Raw genomic sequence first — 26,623 nt, 5'->3', positions numbered from 1 at the left:
GCAACGACCGCACGTTCTCGGGGGACCGATCGACCAACACGACATAGCCACCGGCGATTACGAAGAACAGAACCGATGACTTCCACGCCAACCACCGCGGCCGGGTCTGCATGTCCCTTTCCTGGTAAGCGAACTGCCGATGAAGGACGTTCCGGTACACCAGGCCGACAATGACCGCCAATGTCAGAACCGCGCCGCGCAGATCTGGCTGGCCACCGACCAGTCCCCACACCCATGGCACACCGCGGGCCACGGCCAGGCCGATCGACACCCCCCACACGAACGACCAGCCTTGGTCCCGCAGGCCGCGCGCCAGCGCCTTCCAAGTCCCCGACGCAGCCTGGTCCGTCGCCGCGGCACTCGACGCCTTCGGCCCACTCGGCGGGCCGTTGGTCTGCCGTGGCGTCCACATTGCTCGGACCGCCGCCAGCAGTCCGGCCGCCGCGACAATCGCCCCCACCAGGACTGTGACCTCGGCCGGTCCCACGATCCCCAGCACGCCGGCAGCCATTGCGAACCCGGCCGTCCCCGCCATGCGCGCCCGGTTCCGCTCGGCCACCGGAGTGCTCAAGCCGAGTCGGTCAAGGATCCGGGCTCGGTACCCGGCCCAGCCCCGTCCGCCAGCGGCCCGGTCCAGCCGGGCGTTCGCCCGGTCCTGCTCCACCCCGGCGTCGGTCGCGATCCGCCCCGCGTCAGCTCGGCCGTTCCGCAGCGCGTCTTCGGCGTCGTTCTGGTGGGACCAAGCGGCCCTCACCATCGGGAACACTTCGCCGAAAGCCTTCGCCACGGCGGCGACCGCTTCGTCGAGCAGTACTTCGGACAAGGCCGTATCAGCAGGCGGCACTGCCTTGACCGCGGGGGCACCGGCCAGTTCCCACAACCGAGCCGCCGCGTGCACCGACAGCTTCAGCTCGTCCGCGATGCGCTCGATCAGCTGCTCGTCCGTCAGCGGCGCTTCGGCCTGTTCGTCGTTGACCTTCCGAAGCCACCGGATCCAGCCCAGCTGGTGCCGTGTGATCAACCGCAGCACCGCTCCCTGTTCGCGGTCCCAGAGCCGCTCCGCCGCCACCTGTAGCGCCCGCAACCGCGCCAGGCCCCGGACCTGCCCCCGCAACGGCCGCCCGTCCTGCCACCGCTTCGCCAGTCCTCGGCCGCCGGCGACCAGGCCGGAGCGAAGCGCACCGAGGCCATCTCCGATCCGAACCCGGGACGACCGGTCGAGCCGCTTCCACAGGCCGAGGAACGCGCCCGCCAGCGCGCCCACAACCCCACCCACGACCAACGCACCGGAGATCAACACGATCACCAGCGGCGGGCCTCGGATCGTGGGCTGCTCGCTCGGACCCGTCGTCGGCTCCGGATCAACCGTCGGCGAGTCCGTCGTGCCCGGCGTTGGGCCCGGTGTCTCGGCACCCGGTGTCTCCGTCCCGGGGGGCGGGTTCTCCGTACCGGGCGGCTCGGTACCCGGCTGGGCCGGCCCGTTCGGCTCCGTGGGCGCAACCGACCCCGCCGTGCTGGGAAGATTGAGGACCTCATCGATGAAGATCCAGTTCCGGCTCTCCATGGTCGGGAACCGACCCGGGTTCGCCGCGACCACGTCGTCGACCTCCAACCCCTCCCGCGCCGCGATTCCGCTGAGCGTGTCGCCGCCCTGAACGATCAGCCCCTTGACGGGGGACGCCGGCCCCTGTTCCAGGTCGCCGTCCAACTGCTCCTCGACGCCCACGAGCTGCAACGTCGAAGTCTGGATCTCGTGCGTGGGCGCAGTTGGACCTGACATGGGCACAGCCGGCTGCGACTCGAGCTCGAGCTGGATGACCACCCGCTCATCCACCGGGAGGCCGTCGACCGGGGCTCCCATCGCGGTCGCCGCGGGCAGCTGAACGCCGAGGAACCCGGCAACGACCAGCACGGCCGTGGCCCTCCGCGACGCTCGTTTGCCGTCCCGCGCCGCGTCGGTCCGGCCGGCGCCAGACCACCAGGGCAACACGAAGGCAGCGGCGAGCCAATCCGGCGACCATGCGAACCCGACGACGGCAATGAGCACCACACCCACTGCGACGGCGAGCCGATGCCCCGTTGTGGCGTTGACCCAGCCGTACGCGCTGCGGATCAGCCCCCATCCGGCACGGATCCAGCCCCACAGTGCACGCACCCACTGCGGAGGCCCCCTGGCCAGGGCGTCGAATGTCCGCTGGAAGACACGGCCGACCTTCAGAACCGCGGCAGACCACGAACGAGCCGACGGCGGCCGAAGCCCTCCGTCCTCGGTCATGCCCGGCTGGATGCCACCGGTCGTGCCCGACTCACCGCCGAAGGGCATCGCTTCTGCGCCTACCAGCTGCCGGCGTTCTCCGGTGTACCTGCGCGCGATCCGGTCCCACTTCAGACCCGTGAAGATTTGGACCGGGTCCGTGTCGCCGCCAAGGTGCATCGCCTGTTCCACCGCCGTCGGCTCGCCGTGGTCACCCGGCCCGAACAACACCGCGAAGTCGTCTTCCCGCACCGCGCCGGGGTTGCCGGGACCGAGATCCACCACGATCTGGTCCATGCTCACGCTCCCGACGATGGGCCGGCGGGCGCCGCCCAGCTGCACGTACATCCCCTCGCGCAGCCACGAGGCGTCGGCGTGCCCGATCGCCACCAGTGCAAGCGCGGTGTCCCGCTCGGCGGTCCACCGCTCGCCGCCGTAGGACACGCCCTGCCCTGCCAACACCTGTTTGACGAGAGCCACGCGCGCACGGAGCGTCATCACCGGACGTAGCGGGCTCTCGGAGGGTGCGTGGCCCAGCGGATCGAGGCCGGTGAGGGCATAGCCCACGCGGACCATGTCGAAGTGCACCTCCGGACTGGTCATGACGGCCGCAGAGTTGGCGAGATGCCGCCACGGGTCCAGCCCTCGCTTCCGCGCCGCTACCCAGGCCGCGGTGAGCAGGTCAGCCTGCTGAGCAGTGGTGGCACCACTGGCCTCTTCGGCGTACGACAGGTGCGACCAGACCGCGACCACTTCCACGGTCCCGTCCGCCACTGCCCGCTCGACGTGGTTGAGGAAGTCCTCCCACTCGGCGAGCGGGACCCCGCCCCGGCCGAGACCCGTGTCGACCTTCAAATGCACCCTTGCCCGCCGCCCTGCGCGGACCGCTCCGGACGCGATCGCATCCAGGTGCCGCCGCGAGTTCACCGACAGATCGACGCCCGCCACGATCGGCACCGCAAAGTCCTGACCAGGCCTGTGCAGCCAGGAAAACACCCGCACCTTGATCCCGGCGGCCCGCAACGTGAGCGCTTCCTTCAGGGTGGCGACGCCGAACCATTGTGCGCCGGCGGCCTCCAGGGCAAGTGCCACCCGAACGAGCCCATGCCCGTAGGCGTCGCCCTTGAGCACCGGCATCACGACGGCATCGGTCGCCGCCTGCACCACCCCGAAGTTGTGCAGCAGCGCATCCAGGTCGTTGGCGGCCTCCGCCTCCACGGTCGCCGATGCCCGTGCCGCGTTCAGCTCGTCGATCAGCACCCGTGCGTCCGCTCGGCGGCCGAACTCGGGCCCACCGAGAACCCGGTACGTCACCTCGAAAGCAAGGACCCGGACCAGGAAGTCATCGGCCAGTCCGAAGTCCTGCAACGCATGGATCTGGGCGAAGACGTCGTCGAACATCACGATCACCGGACCGTCGGGCCCGTGGAAGGTGTAGGCCACCACGGCGGGGTCGCCCGGCTCCCTGCGGATCAGCACCAGCGGTGGGCCGCGCTCCCCGTACGGCAGCGTGTCAATCCGCGTCCCACCCGCGATCCGATCCGGGAGGGGAGCCTCGAAGTCCTCCTGCGCCCGGCCGGTCAGCTCGTAGCCAGGTACGTCGGCCAGCGATCCGTTGTTCGGGAAGCCAATACCGTGCCGGGCGAACGCGGCGCGAGCGAGGTCACGCAGATCGGTTTCGGGTGCGGCATCGTGCGCCCGGAAGTGCCGGCTGCCGACGGTGAGTTTTATGCCGACGACCAGAGGACCAGGCCCCTGGAGGATCACCTCCCCCGCGGCCAGTACGGGTTCACCTTCGGACAGCACCGCGTGGTGGATCTGGAATCGCCCCTGAACCTTTGCCGGGGCGATCCAGACGCTGCCGTCGGGGCGCACCACCCAGATCAGGTGCCGGTACATCTGGATGAGGCGGAGGGCCTCCGGGGTGCCGAGCTGGGCCGGCGCCTCGGCGGCGCGAACCGCGGCCACGAGCTGGCGGGCCAGCCGGGACGAGCGCCGGAGCGGGAAGCGCGGTGCACCGCGGAGTGTCGCCGCGTAAGAAGGGTCGCGCACGGCCGTGGGCGGTGGGCCGCGGAGGCCAAGGGCGCGGATCAGCCACCGCACGATCTGCTCTCGGTCGACCCTCGCCAACCGGGCGGCCCAGCGAATCGACCGGCCGGCACGGATGCCGGTCAAGGCGGCGTCCTGCTTGCTGATCGGGCGGAGGTGGAAACCCGCCCCGCCCGCCCTGGCCCGCTCGTAGAGCACGACCGCACCCACGATCACCGCCACCACGACGGGAGTTCCGGCGGCGACCACACCGATGGTCACGCCGGTCGTCAGGGCGGGCAGGAGGGCGTCCACGCCTCGCGCGACCACGGCGCCGGTGAGGCCGAGGGCCCGCAGCGCGGTCAGAACCAGGGTTTTGACCGCGTGACTGTCACGCAGTACGTCACGTTTGCGGACCGCCCCCGCAACCGCCTTCTTGGCGGCGGCGACACCGTTCTTGATCGCGAGAGCCGCGGCTATGCCCACGACCGGGAGGAGCAGCGACACGTCGGGGAGCAGCGGGCTCGGGGCGGTCAGCAGCCCAAGCCCGACCAGTGACAACGCGAAGTACGTTGTGGCCGTAGGAAGTCGCCTGGCGGAGCGCACGCCGAGGGTGAACTCGGTCTGCAGACCCAGCATGGACAGGTATCCGGTCGCTCCGGTCAACATCGTGGCGAGGACGACCCTCGCCGACAGTACGGCGAGCGTTCCCGTCACGAACGCGGCGAACGGCTGGCTCTCGTAGAGGAACAGCGCGGTCAGCGCCGCATTGGCCAGCGTCACCAGCGGGAACGCCACGTAGTTCGTCAGCTTGCGGGCCTCGGGCCATGCCCCGCTGTTGAACTTGAACCAGCCGCTCACCGCCCCGGGCACCGCGAGGATCAGGAACAAGGTGTCGGTGACGGCGTAGAGCCCATCGGTCATGATGTCGAGCCAGAAGGCCCTCGAAACGATGCCGGTGTACGTGGCGTACAGGTGGTAGGCCAGGTTCCCGACGAAGGTCACGAGGATCGCCGCGTTGAAGATCCGCCCCCACCGCGCTTGCGGGCCGCTGGATTGCAGCGACGTCACGCTCGGCCCGACCGCCCGGGTCGCGAGATCGAACCAGCGGGAGTACTCGGCGATGATGCGGCCGAGCCGGGCTCGCACGGACTCGCCGCTCTGCAGGGGCTTGCGCATCAGGCCGCGGTCTTGGTGGAACATGTTGACCAGCAGCTGGCGAGTCACTTCCCGGAACGTCTTCAGCCGGTCGCTGCTGACGCCGTAGGCGGCGGCGTTGCGCAGCACCGTCCAGTACAGCCAGGCGATCTTGGCCGGCGTCACCTTGCCGCGTTCCACCATCGACTCGTGGACCACGCGGGTCAGCGCCTGGTCACCCGTCCGGATCAGGGTGATCAGGCCGCGCACGATGAACGCCACCGAACTGATCCACGGCAACAGTTCCGGAATCAGCAGGATGGCGGCCGCCACCGCCCCGGCTACGGCGACACCGACCACGGCGACGATCCACCGGAACGCCCGCAGCACCTTCGCGGTGCGCTCCTTGATCGCCGCACGGTTCTTCTCCACGATCTGCTGGCGGTCCGTCACCAGCCTCAGCGCCTCCCGCTGGTGCCCCTCGGAGGCTTCCATCCGGCGGCCCTGATCAGCGGCGATCAGCGCCTCGATCGGATGACCCGCAGCCGGCGCCTGCTCTCCCGGCTGTAGCTGCAGCGGAGCGACGTCGGACGCGCGCTCCGAGGTCGGCGGCGCGCGGGACGGCCGGACGGTCCGCCACCACTCTCGGGCCGTGACCCGCAACCCATGGGCCCACAGCCGCAAGGTCTGCCGGCCGCCGGCGGACCGGTGGCTGATCGCGTGCCGCCAGCCCAGCAGGTCCGCGACCTGCTGGTTGGCTAGCGGGTTCGGCCCAGGATGGGTTTCCAGTGCCGACCGCGGGGTCGCGCCCCGGAGGCGCTGCAGCTCGGCCCACGCGCGTACGCGTTCCCGGTCGCGTCGCGGGAACGCGTTCAGTACCTCGTCCCAGTTCCCGGACGCGATGTTCGCCAGCGCCCACGCCTGCACATCGGACCGGGCGGCCGTCAGCAGCGTGATGAGGTTGCGGTATCTGATGGCCTCGGCCACTCCCGGGTGGCCGTCCTGTGCGGCGCGCCGGTCAATCGCCTCCAGGATGTGCGCCATGTCGCGGTGATGCCGCTCGTAGTGCTCCACGTTCGCCGGCTTCACCCCGTCGGTGCCGAACACGAACATGTCAAAGCGGCTGGCCACGATCCGCTCGAAGTCCGCCCGCAGCTGCGGCGTCTCCTGGATGTGTTGGGCGAGGTCGTTCCAGGACACGTCGATGTACAGGTTCGGGAACAGCTGGTTCCGCTTGCCAACCACCTCGTCTTCCAGGAATTTCAGGTACCCACGCGAGAGCGTGGTGAACTTCCCGGTCCCCAGGTGCGCCATGATCACCCGGGCCCGGGGGTGCTCCCGTAGCGCGGCGAGCAACGCCATCACGTAGCGCCAGTCCGACGGACCGGCGATCAGGAAGCCGTCCGGTCCCAAGATCGGCTCGCCCGCGTCGTTGTGGATCACGCCGACCGCGCCGGTCTCCTCGAGGAACTCGAGGAACTCCCTCAGCCTCCGCCCGTACACCCGGGTGATCGAGTATGCCTTGAGCTCGGCCTGGCCGACCCCGATCCGGAGCAAGGCATCCCGGAACTGCCGCTGCAGCTCGTCGTCGCGCCCGACCTGGTTCGGGTCGGCCAGGTAGTGCAGCTTCCGCACCAGCTGCAGCCCGAGGTCCACGCCCTGCAACGAAGCGATCTCATCCAGGGCGGCGGCCAGTTTGCGGTAGGCGGCAAGGTCGAGCACCCCGCCGGCCAGCGCGCTGCGCAGCCGCGGAATCGCGGTGCGCACCCGTTCCAGGGTCGGGGCGTAGTCGGGGTCGAGCAGGTTCGCCGACTGCGGCCCGAGCTGCAGCGTGACGTTCTCCTTGTTCAGGGTCGTCTCACCTAACAGGAACCCCAGGTTCGGGTTGAGAATCACCATCACCCGCAGGTAGAGCCCCAGGCCTGGGATGTCGAACCGACCACCGGTGATGCCGCCGATCACCCGCCACCCGATGTCCGCAGGCAACTCGCGGATCGCCTCGAACAGGTGGGCGTCGGTGAGCTTGCCGCGCATCGCGAGCATCGACGTCCCGAACCGGGTCGACACCACCTGTGCGTCGACGTCGCCGTAGTAGCCCAGCCCCTTGATCCGTTGCGGAATCGGGTGGAACGTCAACACCATGTCGTGACCGGCGAACAGCAGGTCCTTCACCAGCCCGCCCAGCGACGTCACCCGGTGGTACGGGTAGCCGAAGTGGTGCAGGTGCCCGTCGACGAACTTCCCGAACGCCGTCACTGCTTCCTCGAGCCGAACATCGGCCTGCAGACCCTTCGGCAACGAGATGATGATGCGGTTGCCGCGCCCGGTCACGCGCAGGCCGAGCGCACGCAGCTGGGCCAACGCCGGGAGGATCAACCAGTCGGTCAGGATCGGCGCCGCACCCGCGACGTCCTTGGTGTGGGAGGCAGGAAGCGCCGCCAGAGCCGCGGTGGCCTGAGCCAGGCGATCGCGTCGAGTCGTGCTGAGCGCGGTGAGCTCCGCCAGCACCTGGTCCGGGGTGAGCGTGCGGCCGGCAAGCCCGGGCGGGGCGCGCGGCATCCCCGGGCCGTGGGTCCGGATCGAGGCGACCTCGACCTCGTCCAGCTCGAGCGCGGCGGCCAGCCTCCTCGTGATCTCGGCGTCCGCCCACGCACCCGCCAGCTCATCGGATGCCCAGCGCACCCACGCCCGGCGCTCGGCGAAGTCGACCGACGCGGCGATGTGCTCCACCCGCGCATCCGACGATTTCGAGGACTCCCCGCTGTTTCGCGCCACCGGCGCCGGGAAGAGCAGGTACCGCAGATCGGCGTCGATCCCGAGAGCCCTCACGATCCGCCGATCCGACGCCCCCGCGGTCACGGACGGCTCGATTGCGGTTCGGACCACATCCAGAACGGCGGCCAGTTTTGTGTCGGCCGCCGCCGCTGCTCTGCGCCGCGTGTCGGTCTCGGCGGCAACGTCCGCCAGGAGGTCGTCACCCTCTTTCGAGAACACGGTGAAGTCTGGAGCCGCGAACAGCTGGTCGGTGACGATCTGCGCGTGGACCTCCTCGGGAGTAGTGATGTGCAACTCCTTGGCGATCTTCAGAACCAGGCCCGTTCCGCCCGCACCCTTCGCGCGGTCCCGGTACAGCCGGCCCGCCCACGCGTAGCGCTCCTTGTACTGCGCCTGTGCCATCGCGTCCGCCCGTGCGGCGGGACCGAGGTCCTCCAGTGCGGCGCCTAGCGGTCCGCCCTTGGCCTGCGTACGCAGGGCGCGCAAGGCCGCAGCTCGACCACCGTTCCGGCGGGGGCCGAGCAGCGGCACGAGGAAGACACCCGCGCCGACCGTGGCGTGTGCCGTGTCGGCGGCCGGATGCGCCTCACCCGACCCCGCGACGAGTAGCACGACCGCGACGGCGACGGCTGCCACCAGCGCCACCCGGCCGACAGCCCGCCATGACAGCCCCGCCTGCAGCAGCCGGACGGCGCGCTGAATGACGGCCGACCCGAGCACAGTTCGGAACATCGCCTTCGCCGCGGCGACAACGGCGCGCAGCCACCGCGGGGGCCCCCGAGCCAGCGCATCGAAACCGCGACGCATCACGTGGCCAGCGGACGAGAGCGCCGACCAGCCCGACATGACCGACGGCGACCCGAACTCATCGGCCTCGATCGCGCCTTGCTGGCCACCGCCGTTCGTTCCCGACCCGCTACTCGAGCCAGAGGTCGCGGAAGCCTGATCTGCTCCCGCGCCGCGGTCGATACGGCGGAATGTTCCGTAGTGGTCCGGTGAGTAGTACACCTCACCGCCCGCTCCGCGAACGATCCGTTCAGAGTCTCGCAAAGCCTTTCCGACGATCTTGCCCGCATCGTCTACGACCGGCCACTTCGGGTTGACGTCCGATTCCAGGTAGTAGTGCGGGTCCACAGGATGCGCGGGCAGCGCGCCCTCGAGGTTGGCGAACACTCCCTTCGGGAATCCTGGAGTTCTGCCCCGCGGAATACCGGGCGGGGGCATTCCGGTGGTCGCCAGTGACTCAACCACCGTCTCGATCTGTGCGCGCAGCGCAGGTGACTCGGTGTCGATGAGACCCCACTTGCTCGACACGAAGCGCGGCGGTGCCGGTGGGGCACGCGCCCGCGCATCGTGGCCGATCTGGGCCACCTGGTTGCCCTTCGGCGCGGGCACGGATTTACCCACGACCGGAAGCTCCGATGACCCGCTGACCGGCGCGGCATCGGTCGGGCCACCGCCCGGCCCACGTGAACCGCCATTCTTTGCGGCACCACGCCACCAGGGCCACATGAGGACCCCGGCGATCGAGCCGGTCTCTGTTCCAACGACACCGCTACCTATTGCGCCCTGCAGCCACGCTTCCCCGGCGGTGAGCCCAACGGTGACGATCAATCCGAGGAGAACGACGGGGAGCACCTGCGATCGGCGACCGGCACGGGCGCTCAAAGTCAGCAGCCAAAGGGCGGCATTGCGCATCACACCGGCCGAAGCGCGGCGCGCCTCCGCAGCCATCCGCTCGAACTGCTCGGCCCGCCGCTCGTAGTGCCGCCACAACGACTCGAACGAGAGCCTCCGCAGCTCCCGACTGAACATCGCCGCCCGCGACCACGCGTTCTCGAAGCGCTTGTCTATCCGGCCGTTGCCGAGCCACGGCACGAGGGCGGCAGCGAATCCGTCGAGCGACCCGAGATACCCGATGATGGCGCCCAGCGTGACGATGACCGCACTGGCGGCGATCTGACGATGCGGGGTGGCGGCGACCCATCCATTAGCCCCTCGTATCCCGTTCCACAGCCATCGCGGAGGGCCGCGAGCCAGGGCGTCGAACGTGCGCCGGATGACCCGCCCGACCGCCGGAAGCACCGACGGACCCGGCCCGGCCAGCTGTGGCTGGTGCCCGTCCCTTTCGATCGATCCCAGCTGGTTGCCACCGGCCGTTCCCGAACCACCGCTACCGGCAGTCAGCGCGTCGCCGACCGCGGGATGCAGGGTCACCAGCAATGCCGCCGCCATCGGGCCTGACGCCCGCGCTGTGGGGCCTCGCGCGTCGGTCGAACGAAGGTTGTCCAGCGCGATCACCGAGTCGGCGTCCGCGCGGCCGGTGTTCTTCTCCGACCACTCCAGCCAACGCGCGATCCCGTCCCGGACGGCATCGACGAGCTCATCCCGACCGAAGTCGGCGTAGAGCACGTCCGCCGGCCTCACCCTGCGATCCGGCGTGGCGGACTGCTCGAGCACCTTTCCGGCAGCCGTGCTCATCCACTTGTCGCGGTTGCGCTCGACGTACCGGTCCAGGTCCTTGACGATCTGCGACCTGTCATCCGTCAGGGTCCGCTGGAACTCCGCGCGGAGCACCCTGTCGACGGCGTCGTCGAGGCCAGCCTGCAGGAACCTCCTGACCAGACGCTCAACGTCTGCGCGGTGTTCCTGATCGGAGTGCTCGCGGCCGGACAGGTGGAACGTCCACTCGTGCAGCAGCAGATCCACCCACCACTGGCCGAACCGCTCGTCAGCCGCGATGAGCCGGTCGATCTCCCGCAGCACGTCATCGAACACCAGGACGTAGCCGCCGGACCGTGCCGCGTCGGGGCGCCACCCGAATGCGAGCACGCCCTCAGCGCCAGCGGGACGCATCTCCGCCGGCACGACAATGATCATCCCGTCCGAAACCTCCGGCGGGCCACGCGGCAGGTGTCGGAACCGCTCCCGGCTGAACGGAACGCCCGCCTCGCGCAGCTCCGCGGCGTGCGGCCGCATCGCCGTCCGGGCCTGCCCGTCGTCCCCGATCGCCACGGGGCCGCCACTGCCGCCGCCCGTACCTGAACCCGAGCCGGCGCCAACCGCGACCTTGCGGACGTACTCGTACAACACCGCGAGGGCGACCAGCCGTGCCGAGGGCCCGGCGTCGGCGCGGCCATCGAGATGGTGCACTGCGCCCGACGCGTGCGCGATCAACGTCTCCAGCTCGGTTGCGCCGAGGGTGTCGTGGGCGCCTGCCTGGTCGAACAAGGCGGTGCCGGCCGACGGCATTCCGCGCATGACGGCCGCGACGCGCGACGCGCCGGTCTCGACGAGCAGCTCGGGCATGGCAGCCAGTTGCTGCTTCCGAGCAGCAGCCTGCCGGTCCGTGAGACGGCCGGCTTTCACCTCGTTCGCGAGGTGCTCGTCGAGCACCGCGCGGAGGGCATTCTGCAGCTGGTCGCGGGTGGGCCCGGTCGGGCTGTTGCGCATGGCTTCGGCGAGCTCCGCCGCGCGCCGCCGCTCGGCGGGCACGGGATGCGCGTTGCGGCTCTGGGACTTCTCCAGTGCCCTGCGCAGCGCCGTGCGGGCAGCGCCGGTGATGCCGATCGTCGCCAGCCTCGAGTCGTCCAGCACGGCGAGATGCGAAATCGAGGTGATCCCGGCCTCGACAAGCGCCCGGTAAACGGGGTCCCGGTACCGGTCGTCACCCGTGTTGGGGTCGTCGATGTGCGCGATGAGTTCCTCGATGCGGTCCCCGCGGTTCCAGAGAACCCCCTCGGCCCGGCCCACGCTCTTCTCGGCGTTGTGCAGCTTCCGCCGGACGAAGAGCCACAGCTTGGACTTGGGCTTGCGGTTCCGGTAGTCGTCGTGCGCCTTCTCCCGGACGCCCGCCTCGGTCTTCAGCCCTCGGCCCGTACCGGTAGCCAGCCAGTCGATCGCCCTGGTGCGCAACCGGTCGACCTCGTCGACGGTGGTCCCGAGGTCGGCGGCGATCGCCTCGTCAGTCGCACCGTCCGCCCACGCGATGAGGACCTGCAGCTCCCCGATGAGCAGCAGCTCCAGCCGGGACGGTTCGGCGCCGGTGACGGTGTCGCGGGCCAGCCATTCGGCCAGCAGCCGCCTGCCGACCAGCAGCGTGTCGGCCAGCTCTTCCGGGGTCATGTGCAGCCGGTCGGCAAGATCGATGGCACGGCTGAGCTGGCGCAGGCGTCCGGCGAAGTCGGCGGCGTACCGGTTGGCCGTGACGTCGGTCGGCATCGTGCGAACGAGGTTCTCGAGCCGGTTCAGCTGGCCGGCCAGCTCGGCGGCCTCGAAGCCGTCGGCCAGCCACGGCGCCGACCGGTCGGCACCCGCGGCCATCCGCTGCAGGGTGCCGAGGGCCTGCCTGATGCTGAGCTCGGCCCACCCGGCGGCGCCCCACTCGTCGCCGTCCTGTTCGGAGAAGCCGGTGACCAGCCCGAGGGCGACAGCCATCCGGTGCAGCGCCTCGATCGCCCCGCGGTAATCCCCGGCGGCCGCCTGCTCGGCCACCTGCCGCACGTCCGACGGTGTCAGGGCCAACCCGTTGGCATCGGATGCATCAATCGCAGGGCTGTTCTCGGTGGCCGCTGCCGCGCCGCCGGCCACCTTCGCCGCGGGGTTGGCCAGCTCGCGGTAGGCGGCCAGTGCTCGGGCGGTCTCGGTCTCCAGCCGGTTCAGCTCCGCGACGTCGGAAAGGAGCAGCGTGCCGGAACGCTGCCCGGTGATGTGGGCGGCGAGGTGGGCGCGGGCCTGGCCGAGCTGCTCCATCAGGCCACCGGCGCGAGCCGCGGCCTTGACCGCCGCTGAGGTCGTGGAGGTGGTCGTCGTGCCGGTCTTCGCGACCGGGCCGGCCGCGCCGCCCTCGACGGTCCTCGTGATTCTGCTCCGGGCCGTGGCCTTGCCGTGATGGACGTCCAGGATGTGCTGGAGTTCCTGCTTCTCGGCCCGCCTCTGCGCGTTGCGGACGAACCATTCCACGAGCTTGCCCCGGAACGGCGTGCCCTTGCCGCGGAACAGGCCCGCCACCCGGAACATCGCGGACACCGCGGGGTTGCCGTGCGTGGCCAGGATGGAGTCCTTGATCGAGTAGCGTTCGAGGGACTCGCCCGGCTCGCCGTTGCGGGCGGCGCGGCCTTCGACCTGGGTCGTGCCGCGGACCGATTCGGAGACCTCGAGCACCCGGACGTGGAGCCCGCCCGCATCCCTGACCTCGGCCAGGGCTGCGTCGTCCGCCCCGGCCCCGCGGCCTCCGAGGCGCGGGTTGGTGCCACGGCCGCCCAGATACGTCACCACCGTGACCTGGCCCGGCCGGCCCGCCCGACCGACGATCGCGGTGAGCATCGCCTCGGTCTCGGCGCTGAGAACGTCCGGTGTGATCCCCGCGCCCCCGAGCGCTCTGGCCACCTCCTTGGCCCTCTTGGGGGTCCGGACGACAACGTAGAACGCAGCGGGGTCACCGGTGTCCCGGACGAGCCGCACCTCCGCGACCGTCGCGTCCAACTCGCCGTCACGACCGACGTACAGCTCAGTGGGCCGCTTCGCGAGGCGGGCAGGGTTCGCGGTGGGAACCTTCGCCACTTCCAGCCCGTGCAGCGCGCCGAACATGCCACGCACGTCCGGGGTGGCCGTCATACCGGCGAGATGCTCGGCCCTGGCGTAGATCTTCGCCACGGTGGTCTCGGCGATCATGTCCTCTGCCGCCCGGATCGGCCGGTCGGTCCTGGCGAGGAGGGCTTCGTGCACGCCGTCCTGGAGCTGGTGGTCCCGCTGGCCCGAGCCGCTGAGGCCGTCGACCAATATCGGGTCGCCTCGGTCGGGAAGGACGTAGTCAACATCGCGCCGCACCGACAGCGACCGCTGCGCCGCCGCGACCAGACCCTTGCGCTGCTCGGGCGTGAGCTTGCGCCCGATGCGCTTCTCGATCCGTGCGAACTGCCGGTCGCTGATCGTCCCTGTCCTCCGGTCGAACTCGCCGGGCTTGAGCGAGTTGCCGACCAGGTCCCGGGCCTCGTACCACGCTGCGGGATCCCGGTAGTCGGATCGGGTGGTCAGCGCCAGCGGGCTGCCGGCAGCATCCACCAACACGAGGTCGGCCTCGTCGGCGAGCACGTAGGCGAGGTGGTCCGGTTGAGTGCGCAGCGCCGGATCGGCCTGTGTGCTGTCCCGCAAGCCGTCGTGCCCGAACTCGTTCCGTGAGACGAACACGACGTCCTTGCGGTACTCGGCGCGCCGCTCCGCACTGTCCGGACCCCATTTTTCCGGCAGGCCGGAGTCGAGCCCGACCTCCTTCAGGATGGGACTGAGCCTGTTGAAGGTGTCTTGCGCCTGCTCCCCGTCTCTGGCGACGTAGACGACGAGGTGATCCCCGCTGTCCGCGCCGTACTTGACCTTGATCTCCAGTGCCCGCCTGCCCAGCGGCAGCACGGCTGTTTCGGACTTGCCCATGCCGGTGGGCATCTCCAGGACGTATCCGCGCCCGTCGACCGGTTTGCCGTCGAGCACGAACCCCCCGGAGATCTGGGCGTCGAAAAGTGTGAAACCGCCCTTCAGGCGTTTCGCGTCCGGGTGAGCGCGCCGGGTCGCCTCGAACAGCAGCGCGTAGGCCTCGAGCTGGCTGAGCGGACGCCCCGTCTGGCGCGCCGTCTTCAGCCGCGCGAGCAGTTGCGGGTACCGCGCAGCGAGGTTCTTGACCCCCTCGATGTCCCGGCCCTCGCCAGCCGCCATCCACTGGCGCAGCTCTTCCTCGTACGTGGGCTGGTGCCGTCTGCGATGGACGTTCCAGAACGTCTCCTCCGCCTGACGCGCCGCCTCGCGTGCGACCGCCAGGCTGCGCTCGAGTTCCGCAACCTTGCGCTCCGCCGCCTCCCGCACCGCGACGACGTCCGTCTTCCGGGCGGCGCTCCGCGCGCGATCGAGGTCACGCGCCAGCTTGTCTACCGTGGCGAGCGCGGCGAGATGCGCCCGCTCCGCCTGCTCGACGTCCCGATCGCTTGGGACGGCCGTGGCATCCCGGCTCGCAAGGGCCGCCTCCTCCGCCTGACGCGCCGCCGCCAGGCTGCGCTCGAGTTCCGCAACCTTGCGCTCCGCCTCCCGGGCCGCGACGTAGTCCTTCTTCCGGGCGGCGCTCCGGGCGGCGCTCCGGGCGCGATCGAGGTCACGCGCCAGCTTGTCGACCGTGGCGAGTGCGTCGAGATGCGCCTGCTGCGCCTGCTCCGCGTCACGCAGGCTTGGGATGCCCTCCGGGCTCGCACCGGCTTCAGGCGTGGTAGCGCGCTGCGTGTTGCCTTCGGACTGCGTGCGGGTGCCGAACCGCTGCGGTGGCAGCGCACGCTCACCGGTGCCGAACGTGATGGGTTCGCCGCCGTCGACCTGCTGGATGGCCTCGATGTTCTGGATGCGCGGGTCGTCGGAGGCAAGCTCACGACCCCGGTCGAAGTAGCGAACCTTCCCGCCCTTGACGACGGCGTTGAATAGGCGGGCCGGCTCGCCGGGACGGCCAGGGGACCAGACAACGAACTCGCCGTCCTCGAGGTCGGCCAGCGTCTGCTCGACCTGCTTGGCATCGGTCTTCTGGAAGGGCCGTCCGTACCTGCCCTCGAGCGCCCCGACGACGCTCTCCCCAGTGGTGTCCTGGGACTCCAGCGTTTCGAGCAGCGAGCCGGTGACCGGGCCTTCGTTCGTCGCGTCCGGAGGCGGCAGGTCCTGCTCACCCAACTCGGGCTTCTGTCCGGTCGGGAAGCCGGTGCTGTTCTCCGACGCGGGATCGGCGTCACGTCCGGTGAGCGGGTCGGCACCGGTCCGCGGGGACGTCACGCCGGGCACGCCGCCCTCGTTCGAGCCCTGCGCTCCTTCCCGGGCGCGCGCCTCCTGCGCACGGACCGCCGCTCGGTGCGCCTCTTCACGCGCGAGAACCGCCTCGCGATGCGCCTGCTCCGCCTCACGAACCGAAGTCCGATGTGCCTCCTCCGCTGCAAGAACCGCCTTGCGATGCGCCTGCTCCGCCTCGAGAACCGCCTTGCGATGCGCCTCCTCCGCCTCGAGAACCGCCTCGCGGTGCGCCTGCTCCTGGTCCGACCGGCGCACGTTCGCCGCGTCCGGCTCAACTGGTTCGCGCAGGGTGGCAGGTCTTCCAGCGCGGACCGGGAGGTGGCTGTTGTTTGCGGGGGCGTTCGCATTTCGACGGCCCGGCAGCCAGTTCAGGTTGAACTTCATCATCAGGGGAGGCACGTACTTGAGGGCGAACGGCAACGCCATCATGCTCCAGGTCTGGACGAGCCCACCCCAGGCTTCATCCTTCTGGGCCGGCGTCATGTCGCGCCAACCTTGGTATGTGGCGATCGTGCTCTCGACTGCGGTCGCGCCGAAGACGCCGAAGCCGGCGGTGTCGCTCGCTATGGCGACATTCTCGAGTCTGGCAGCGTAACGGGCCTGGCTGAGGAGGCCCCCGCTTTCCGCGGCTAGGGATGCGGCGCGGCTGGCCTGCCAGCCCATCACTGCGCTGCCCATACTCGACCTGGGCATCTGCCAGAGCGGAGTGCCGAGCAGCACTCCCCGGCTGCCGGTGGCGAAAAGCCGGGCAGTTGCACCGATACCGGTGAATGCCAGCGCGTTGCCGGCCAGCGTCAGATAGTCGGCCCTGGCTGCGGGATTGGACCAGCTGTTGGATTGGCCGTGGGCACTGCGTTGACGGAAGTTGTTGATCGCGTCTGCGGTGGTGTACCCGACGCCGGCGCCGATCATCCCGAGTCCGATGGGCGCCCCGACTCCGCTCATCGTCAGGATGACACCACCGACGACCAGACCGCTCATGACCCACGGCTCGGCCTTTTCCCACCCGGTGACCTTTCGCCCGGACGTCGAGATCAGCTCGACTTCTCCAGCGTCGCTCGACAGGTCCTTGGGTGCGATCAGCGTGCCGTCCTCGACGAGCATCTCGTTGTGCCGACGGAAATCGTAGAGATCTGTGTAGTACGCGCCGGTCTGATCAATGAACCGATAGTCGGTGTCATCGCTGCCGTCGACGTCGACCCGGAACAGGAGAACCTCGCCCCAGTATCCCGGGGTGTTGTCGGTGGCGGGCTGGTAGTAAGGCATCCGGAACACGTCGACCGTGTCGGCGCCTGGCGCAACCTCGTCGATGTGACTCGACCATTCTTCGGCGGCATCTTCGTCGCCGTCCAGCACCTCCGTGATACCGCTCAGCGTGTTCTCCGCCTTCTCAGGGTCTTGCCATCGGCTCGGCGTAATCCCCGCAGCGGCCCAGGCGGCCTGAGCATCAGCAGTCGGCGCGAACGACTCGAGGAAGGCATTGAGAGGGCCGTCATAGTCCCGCCATCCCGGATAGTTCATGGCGGTCTGATGAATCTTCGCGAAATCACCCAGCAGGGTGGAGGGCAGGTACGTCCCGCCCAGCAAACTCTGAGTCGTACCGACGCTGTCGCCTGGTTCATAGTTCGACGGTGCGGTGAGCGGCCGGTCGCGGACCGCGTTGTAGGCGAGCTTGGTGAGCCGGTCGAGATCGGCGTAGGTCGTCGAAAGCTCCTGCTGCCGCGGCTGCTCGGACGCCAGCAGTTGGCGATACAGCTCGTTCGTAGTGTTCAGCCGGTTGTTCGCCTCGTGCAGGTCGGCCGCCCACCCGGCATTCTCGGATACATCGGCATAGGCCAGATCGATCGCCTGTAGCGCCGCTTCGGCGTCGTCGATGACGTCCTGGTACGGCCGGGAGAGCTCGGTGAGCTCATCCTGTTCCCGGGTGAGCGCCGCGTACTCGCTGCTGAGCCACATCGACTCGCCAGGAGTCGCCCCACCGCCGGCCTCGACGCTCGCCGCGAACTGATTGTACATGTCGATGCGCGAGTTGAGCTCCTCGGTGCGGGCCCCGATCTCGGCGTACATCCTCGACTGGGCGTCCCCGACCGCTCGCTGCGCCGCGGCGACCGCCAAGATGGCCTGCTCCTGCTGCTCTGGGGTGGGGGGACCGTCGGACGCGTCGTAGGTGTCGATCAGCTGCTCGATCAGCTCCGGGTTCTCACCCACGTACGCGTACGCGGACCTGTCCTGCTCCACCGTCCAGCCCGCGTAACGAAGGCGGCTGAGCATCTCCTGCGCGGGGGCCCACTCCTCCAAGAACCCGGGCGCCTGCTCGTCGATGCTGTCCCGGAGCGGCTCGATCTCCGCCCACTCGGCGTCGTCGATATGGTCGTCGTCCAGCGCCGCCGTGACCACGACATTGAGTTCGTCGATCTCGGGCGCGAGCTCCTCGTACTCGGCGGCGAGTTCGATATCCGTGACGGCGGCGTCCAAGTACGCCATGTGCGGGGCGTGCAGCTGGGTGGCCGACAGGTCGAGCTCGTCCTCGGCCGCGGCATAGGCGTCCAACACCGCTTGGTCGATCTCGCCATTCGCCTCAGCGGCCAGCAGCGCGCCGTACTCGGACCTGCTCAGCGGGCGCTGGTCGTCGGAGTCCCGGTTCAGCAGCGACTCACCGTCCGCGTTCTCGAGCGCGGCCAGTTCCTGCGCCATCTCCGCGGAGATCTCGATGCCCGGGTCGAGCTCGGCCGCCATCGCCGCGTTGATCTGCGGCAGATCGAGCTCGTTCGGGCCGATACCGCCGCACATCTCGCCCTGGCAGAACCGGCCGCGGCCGGTGCCGTCGGCGTTGCCGAAGAGCAGCCCGGCCGTCACCGGCACCGGTTCGCCGTCCACCACCACCACGGTCGCGTGCTGGGAATCCCCATGGGCATTGTCGAGGAAGCAGCCGCCTGCGGAGCCGCCGTGGCTGCAGATCGCGCCGCCGCCGTTCCCGTCGGCGTCCGGGTGGTACACGGTGAAGGCACATTCCGCGCCGACACAGGTCGCGTAGTTGTCGTTCTCGCCGTACGAGGCCCGGGCGGTGGAGCCCGCGCGGTCGAGCAACTCGACCGTGACGAGGCCGTTCGGGGCGACGCCCTCCCCGGTGCCGAACTCCTCGTAGATCAGGCGGTCCTCGCCCGCAGACCAGTCCGGCTCATAGATCGGCCGGCCGGTCGACGGGTCGAGGACGTCAGTGGGCCTCATCGGGGTGCAGTCGCCGAGGCACTCCATCGATCCGCCCTTGCCGGCACCGTTGGGCGTGAAGACGGTGATGTGATTGTCCGCGCCGACGAGCGTGCTCTCCGTCGAGATTTCTTCACCAGGGATATACAAACTGGTCGGGGTGACAACTACCGGGGCACCCGTCGTCGACGATTCCACGCGACTCTCTTCGTTCTGGTGGTACCAGCGCGACTTCTCCGCAAGGAAGACAGCTCCGGTTTGACCACCGGTGATGCTGTACATGCCGGGGTTGCCGAAGGCATCCCGGGTGATGATGGAGGTCCAGGTGCCACCCGGGTCCGCGCCGTTGCCATCGGCGTCGATGATGTCGCCCTCGGCGGTGGTGACGGTCCCCTTGCCGTGGAAGCTGAGGTTCGCGGCGCTCCCCAGCCCGTCCCGGCCGGTGAGCACGTACGGGCTGTGGTCGATGTCGATGTGGTCGGTCCAGACATCGTTGCCGATGTCGGCGTTGCTGATGCTCCCCGAGCAGCCACCGAAGCAGGTCGTGGTGAACGGGGCACCCTCGGCGTTGGTGAAGGTGGCCTCGTTGTTGGACGCCGGATTCTCGCCAAGCCCTTGGAACTCGAGCGGCGAGCCGTATCCGAGCGAAGAATGGTCGCCGTCGTAGGTGATTCGGGAACCGCTGTTCCCGTCGTAGACGTAGCCCTTGTCCTCCACCCAGCCCTTCCCGTTGCCGTCCGCGTCACGGGCAAGCCCGCACCCCTGCGTGGAGCCACATTCGTCGTCCGGCTTGCCGTCTGCCGACGGGTTGGTGGTCACCACGCCGTCGTCGGTGACCTCGAAACGCTGGCCGTCACCGCCGTTAACCACAGAGTTCTCCGAACCCGGCGTGCACGGTGCCGGGCAGATCAGCTCGACGAGCGTGCCGTCCGCGTCCTGATAGGCGATGTCGTAGCTGCCGTCGACGTTCTTGTCCCAGCCGATCGTGACGCAGTCCTCACCGCACTCCTTGACGGCGTCGATCGGGTCGGGCGGGGCGGGGGCCGCCTCCGCTGGCCCGCCGAGCGCCGTTGTCGTCCTGGTGCCGTCCTGGAGGAGGTTGTCGCAGTTGCCCCAGCATTCGGCGGCGCCCCCGTCTGGATCGGCCGGGTTCGCAACCGCGGTGACGCCGCAGTGGCCGTTGCCGCTGCCCGAGCAGCTGGCCCAGTACGTCGCCTTGTCCTCCCAGAGCCGCCCGGTCGCATCCGATCGACGGCCGACCGCCTCGTCGGCCGCGTACGCGTAGAAGTGCGCATCACAGTTCGCTGCACCGGTGCAGGAGGCCCCCGCCGTCGCGGTGTCACCCACAGCCTGGGCCCACGCGGACACCGCCACCCCGCCGCCGCCCATGCCACCACGGCCGGAGCCGTGGGCGGACGCCTCGGCCCACGAGCCGGTATTGGGGTCCTTGGCGTACGCCGAGGCGCTCGCCTCGTAGTAGTGGCTGCATTCGGTGCCCGGCGTGCCCTGGCAGGACGCCGAGGCGGCGGCACCGTTCGCCATGGACTGGGCGCTGGCGGTGGTCATCACCTGGCCGCCGCCGAAGGTGCCCTCACCATGGCCGGTCGCGGTGCCGTACGCCGAACCCGCCGACGCGGAGCTGTGCGCCCGGTACGAGTAGGAGCAGTCGGTGCCCTTGCTGCCCTGGCAGTACGCGGCGGCCATAGCGCTGTTCTCGGTGGTCTGGGTGACGGCGCTGGTGGCGCACGAACCCCCGCCAGCTCCACCGCTCGCCTTGCACGTGGCCTTCGCCGACGCCTCGTTGCCACCGGTCACGCTGTGCGCGGCGCTCTTGGCGTAGATGCTATGCGAGCAGGTCGAGCCCTCGCTGCCCTGGCAGGCGGCGGAGACCTGCGTGCCGGTCTCGGTCGCCCCGGCCTGGCTGGAGGTCAGGCAGGCACCGCCCGCGCCGGCCGTGCAGGCGGAGCGCGAGATGGCGATGTTGGTCCCGTTGCCGTCCAGCCCGGCGTGCTCGGCGGTGGCCTGCGTGCGGGCGCGGCAGCCGGTACCCATGCACGCGGCGGAGACCTCGGTCAGGTCGGGCACGACGGAGCCGGTGGTCTCGGACCGGCAGGCACCAGCCGCCGCGCAGGTCGCGGTGGCCTTCCCCGTGGTCTTCTTCCCCGCGACGGTGCTGGTCGTGCTCGTGGTCCGGGTGACGCAGCCGCCTTCGGTGCCGTTGTCGCAAACCGCGCCCACCGACGCGGCGGTCGTGGCGAACCGGGCCTCCCGCGCCACGCCGGGGGCGGTGACGGACACCGCGGAGCCCGCGGTGATCTGCGCCAGGCACGCGGTGGTGCCGTCGCAGGACGTCGAACCGTCGGCGGAGCTGGTGCTGCGCTGGCCCTTCCAGCCCGCGGTTGCGTCCGCGGTGGCGGTGAGCCGGGCGGTACAGCCGGCCTCGGGGCACTCGGCCTGGGAGCCGGCCTCGCCGCTGCCGGAGAAGCCCGGGAGCGGCCCCTCGGTCCGACTGAGCTGGGCGCTGGCCTCGCTGGTCACACGGCACCCGGAGGCGGCCGCAGTGCAGGTGGCCTCGGTGCGCGAGTCGCCGGCCAGGCCGGAGGTGGCGCCCGTGGTGGTCGCGGTGCAGCCGGCGGTGACACAGTGCGCAGCGGCGTCGGACTGGGCCAGCGTGGCCGGCGCGCCCGTCACCGGCTTCGCAGCCAGCGTGGCGGCGTCGGCCGCAGCCTTCGCGGCCTTCGCCGCGTCGGCTGCGTACTTCTTCTCCGCCGCCGTTGCGCCGGAGTCCGCGGCGATCCGCGCTGCCTCGTCGGCGACCTGCTGAGCCTGCTCCGCGTACGCGGTGGCCTGCTCGGCGACGGTGTTCTGTTGTTCGGCGATGATGTCGGCCACGACCTGGCCGGATCCCGCGGTGGAGCTGGTCTGGGCCTGGCAGCCGGAGTCGGCTGCGGTGCAGCTGCTGGTAGTGCGTGCGACGCCTTCCGGTGGGCCGCGAGCCCCGCCGGACCCGTTCAGGTTCGCCGGTCCGTCGCTGCCGGACGCGGAACTGCCGACCGTGCCGGAGCAGGCGGTGGCGCCGGCGCAGTCCAGGGTGGCCGAGGCCGTCGTCCAGCTCGACGCGCCCGGCACCGTCGGGCCGCCGGAGCTGGCGCTCGAACCCGGCGCGACCGGGGTCGCAGGCGCCTGGGCCGGAGCGTCGGTGTCGCCCTCGACGGGCTCGTCCGTGGTGGTGCTGATGTCAGCATTCGACGTGCTGGCGGCCGTCATGATCGGCGTGATGATCGAGGCGTTCGGCTCGGTCGAGGAGCCCGAGTTCGTCACGGCCTGGCAGATGCCGCCGGTCACGCCGGTGCAGGAGCCCTCGCTGCGGGAGCCACGCGGGTCGGGCGACACGCTCGGGTCCACGGCCGAGGCCGCGCTGGTGACCTTGCCGTCGCAGGTCGTCTGCCCGGCGCAGACCAACTGCGCACCCGACACGGACGCGGCCGACGGGCCGGCCACCTGGCGAGCGGCGTTCACCGTGGTGTCGGCCGACAGCTGCTGCGCGGATCCGGGCGAGGTCGAGGCGACCGACGTGGTCTGCCCGTAGCAGGCGCCACCGGTCGAGGTGCAGCTCACCGAGCCGGTCGAGGACCGCTTCAGCTTCCCGTCCATGCCCGTCGCCGAGCTGGACGCGGTGCCGGTGCAGCCCTGCGGGCAGTCCAGCTGTGCGCTCGAGCTGGACGCGCTCGACGGGCCGGCCGCAGGCAGCCCGGTCTTCGGGTCGACCGCCGCGTAGTCCGGCGCGGACGAGGCCGCCGACGACGCGGTGCCGCCGCATGTGCCGCCCTCGACGGTGCACGTCGTGGTCGCGCTGGTACCACGCCGGTCCGGGCTCACCGCGGTGTCGCGGGCGCTGCTCGACGCGGTGCCGGACACGCTGCACGTGCCCTCGCCACCGGCGCACGAAGCCTGGACCGTGGCATCCGAGGTGGCCACTGGGCCGGTCACGGCGCCGGGGGTGTCCGACGGCTCGCGATCGGCGACGTCGCTCACCGAGTCGGCGGCGCAACCCCCGCCCGCACCGTCGGCCGTGCACGACGCCGTTGCCACGCTGTCACGCACCCCGGTGATGTCACCGGAGGCCGAACCCTTCGTCGTCGCGGTGCTCGAGCCGCCGCACTCGACAAGCTCGCACGCCACGTCGGCGCCGGCCTGGCTGGAGGCGGTCAGCACACGGCCTGCCGGAGTCAGCTCATCCGACTCCCGCGAGTCGTCGGCGACCTGCGAGGACGCGGCGCTCGTGCAGTCACCGGCCGTCGCGGCACAGCTGCTCGACGCGCTCGTGGTCCGCACCGCGCCCGTTGCAAGGCTGCTGACCGTGCCCGATGTGGCCGTCCGCGCCGAGCCGGAGCACCCGGCCACGTCATCGCAGGCCGCATCGGCATCGGTGGAGCTGGAGGCGTACCCGTCGCCATCGGTGACTCCTGGACCGGTGGCGACGCCGGCCGGGGTGTCGGTGACGTCGACTGCGTGGCCCACCGCGGTGTCCGAGCGCGCCCCGCAGTCCCCGCCCCGCACCTCGCAGCCGCTGGAGCCGCTGCTGGTCCGGGTCGTACCGGCGTTCACGCCGCTCGCGGTGCCGCTGGTTGCGGTCTCTCCGCTGCAGGCGCCCTCGCAGTCGAGCTCGACGGACGCGGTGACGCCGGCATCCACGTCGGAGGACTCGCCGTCAGCGTCGGAGCCGCTCTGCGCGCGGCACGAGCCGGCGCTCACCGTGCAGGAGGCGGAGCCCGTTGCCTTCGCGGCGGGGTCGGCGACCTTCTTGTCGGCCGCCGTCCGCACGCCGGCCCGCTGCGCCGCGGCGTCACGGACGTCGGCATCGCTCTTGGTCGACGCGCCACCGCGGCAGCCGGTGGAGTCCGAGTCGCACCCGGTCTCGGCCTCGGCGGATGCGTCGTTGCGGACGTCCACCGCGACGGAGGTGTCGCACCCACCGGTCTTCGTGGAGCAGTCGGCAGCGGCACTGCCGTGGCGGCGGCCCTCTGTGCTCACGAGAGTCGCCTCGTCAGAGTCGCGGGCGGTGCCGGAGCCGTTCACCCGGCAGCTGCCGGAACCGGTCCTGCAGTCAGCTTCCGCACCGCCCGAGTCGGCGTGGGCCCGCTGCTGGCAGTCCGTACCGGCCGAGCACCAGGCGGTCGCGGTGTTCTCACCGCTGGTCGCGTTGCTCCGGCAGCCCCGATCCGAGCACGTCGCGGCCGCCTTGTCGTCCCCGCCGCCGGCCTTGACGCCGCAGCCGGACACACCAGCCAGCCCGACACACCGGTCCTCCTGGGTGTCGCCGTCGTCGTTCTCGCTGGCCGCCCCGCACGCGAGGAACGCGCCGCTCGATCCGCAGCCGGCGACCGACCCCTCACCGTCGAGGTCGTCCTCGGAGATACTGCCCAGCTCGTCGTGGCCGGCGGCCTCGCGAAGCTCGTCGGTGGCCTCGTACAGGTCGTCCCGGTGCTCCTCGAACGCCTCGACGTGGCCCTCGTAGGTCTCGTCGTCGACCTTCCCGGCCTTGACGTTCTTCTTCTCCGCCGCGAGCTGCGCCTCGCGCTTCTCCAGCGTGCGGTGACCGTTGACGACCTCGTCGATCAGCTCGGCGTCGTCCGGCGACAGCTTCGCCGCCTCCGCGTCTGCCTTCTTCTCCAGCGCCGCCTGCGCGGTCTGCTTCTTCTTGTACTGCTTCGCGGACAGGTCACCCGATGCGACCTTCTTCTTGTCCTTCTCCAGCGCCTCCGCGCTCTCGATCGCGTCGATCCGCTGCTGGAGGGCCTTCTCGATCTGCTCGGGCGAGTCGTCGTGCTCCTGCTCGTCGTCGTCCGTCTCGTTGTCGGAGGACGGTGGCCCTCGTGACTCCTCCGAGCCCGTCCTCGTGGCCCGGTGTCCCTCCGCCGTCACCTTGTCCGGGTCGTCCGCGAGCGCAACGAGCGTGGAGACGACGTCGGCGCCGTCAGCTGCCGTGTCGCGTTCCTCGTCGTCGGACGACTTGGACGTCGCCCGCTCACCGCGGTCGTCGCTCTTGCGCAACACGTCCCGCACGATCTCGCGGAACTTCTCCGCGGACTCCTTACGATCATCGCCGGCACGCTCGTCCACGGCGTCCCGCACGGCAGCCGCGATCTCTTTCCACCGGCGCCCGGTGTCGTCGTGGCTCTCGCCCGATCGCGTCGTCTTGTCCTTCGACCGATCAGCACTGTCGCGCTGTGGCCGCTCACGGTCCGACTCGGACTGGTCGTCCTCGGTGCCGTCCTCGTCGCGGGCGCCCTGAAGCTCCTTCCGCTCGCGGATGAACTCCATCAGCTCATGGCCGACCCGCCCACCCTCACGACGATCCGCGACAACGGCCCGCCGCACATCGGCGTCGCGATCCTCTTCAGCATCCTCGTCCGACTCGGACGTGTTCTTCTTCCCCGTCGAGGGCTTGCCCGGCTCGTCGTCCGGCCCGGACTCGTCCTCTTCATTGCCGTCGCCATCGCGGCCGGCCCCCTGGAGCTCCTTCTGCTCCCGGATGAACTCCGCCAGCTCATGGCCGACCCGGCCGCCCTCACGTCGATCCGAAACAACGGCCCGCCGTACGTCGGCGTCGTCGGCGTCAACCTCTTCGGCGTCATCGTCCGACTCGGGTGCGTCCTTCTTCGCCTTCGACGGCTTGCCCGGCTTCTTCTTGTCGGACTTCGAGGTCTCGCGATCGGCCTCGGCGTCGTTCTTCGACCGGGCCTCTTTCGATTCGTCCGAGTCCTCGTCCGCATCCTCATCGGACTCGACCAGCCTGACTGTGACCTTCACGGACGACTCGTCGTCCGCATCCTTCTCGTCGTCGGCCTTCTTCTTCTGCCGTGCCTTGTCCTCGCGGTCGCCCGACTCTTCCTTGCCCTTGGACTTCTTCTTGGGCGTCGGCCGATCCTCGTCGTCGCCCTCGTCGTCGCCCGAACTCGCCAGGCTGGGGCTTGCCTCGCCATCGCCGTCGCCCGACTCGTCGTCGTCCTTCGACTTCTTCTCGCGGGACTGCTTTTCCTCGCCGTCGCCATCCGACTTCTTCTCATCGTCGGAATCTCCGCCGTCGGAATCGCTGCCCCCGTCATCCGACTTCTTCTTGTCGGAATTCCCCTCGCCGTCGCCATTGCTTGCCGCCGGCCTCATGACACCTCCCCTCAGGAGGCCGTGCTGAGCCGCAGCCGCCGCGGGAAGGGCTGCGGCCGCGGATGCGGGCGTCGCGAGGAACGCCGCGCCGATCCACAGGACGACGACCGCGGCAGCAGTACCGAGCACCCACCGGAGGGCGGTCACAAACCGCTCCGGCCACGAGGAGCGCAACCGGACGCAGGCGCAACCGGGCACGGTGAGGCCGATGGCCTCTCCGTCCCACACGGTTTGCGCACGCAT

General features: G+C 70.4%; 1 protein-coding gene (running past one end of the window). It reads right to left on the bottom strand.

Annotated elements, in window-relative coordinates:
* Positions 1 to 26,623 carry the 5' portion of an alanine racemase gene (gene alr / locus K1T35_RS01045; protein WP_220258323.1) on the bottom strand. Its footprint begins 8,966 nt before the window's first position, so 26,623 of the gene's 35,589 nt are visible here — the first part of the coding sequence; its start codon is at positions 26,621 to 26,623; the stop codon falls past the left edge of the window.

It is taken from the genome of Pseudonocardia sp. DSM 110487 (assembly GCF_019468565.1).
Taxonomy (GTDB): domain Bacteria; phylum Actinomycetota; class Actinomycetes; order Mycobacteriales; family Pseudonocardiaceae; genus Pseudonocardia.
This window is presented reverse-complemented; position numbering and strand designations above follow the sequence as displayed.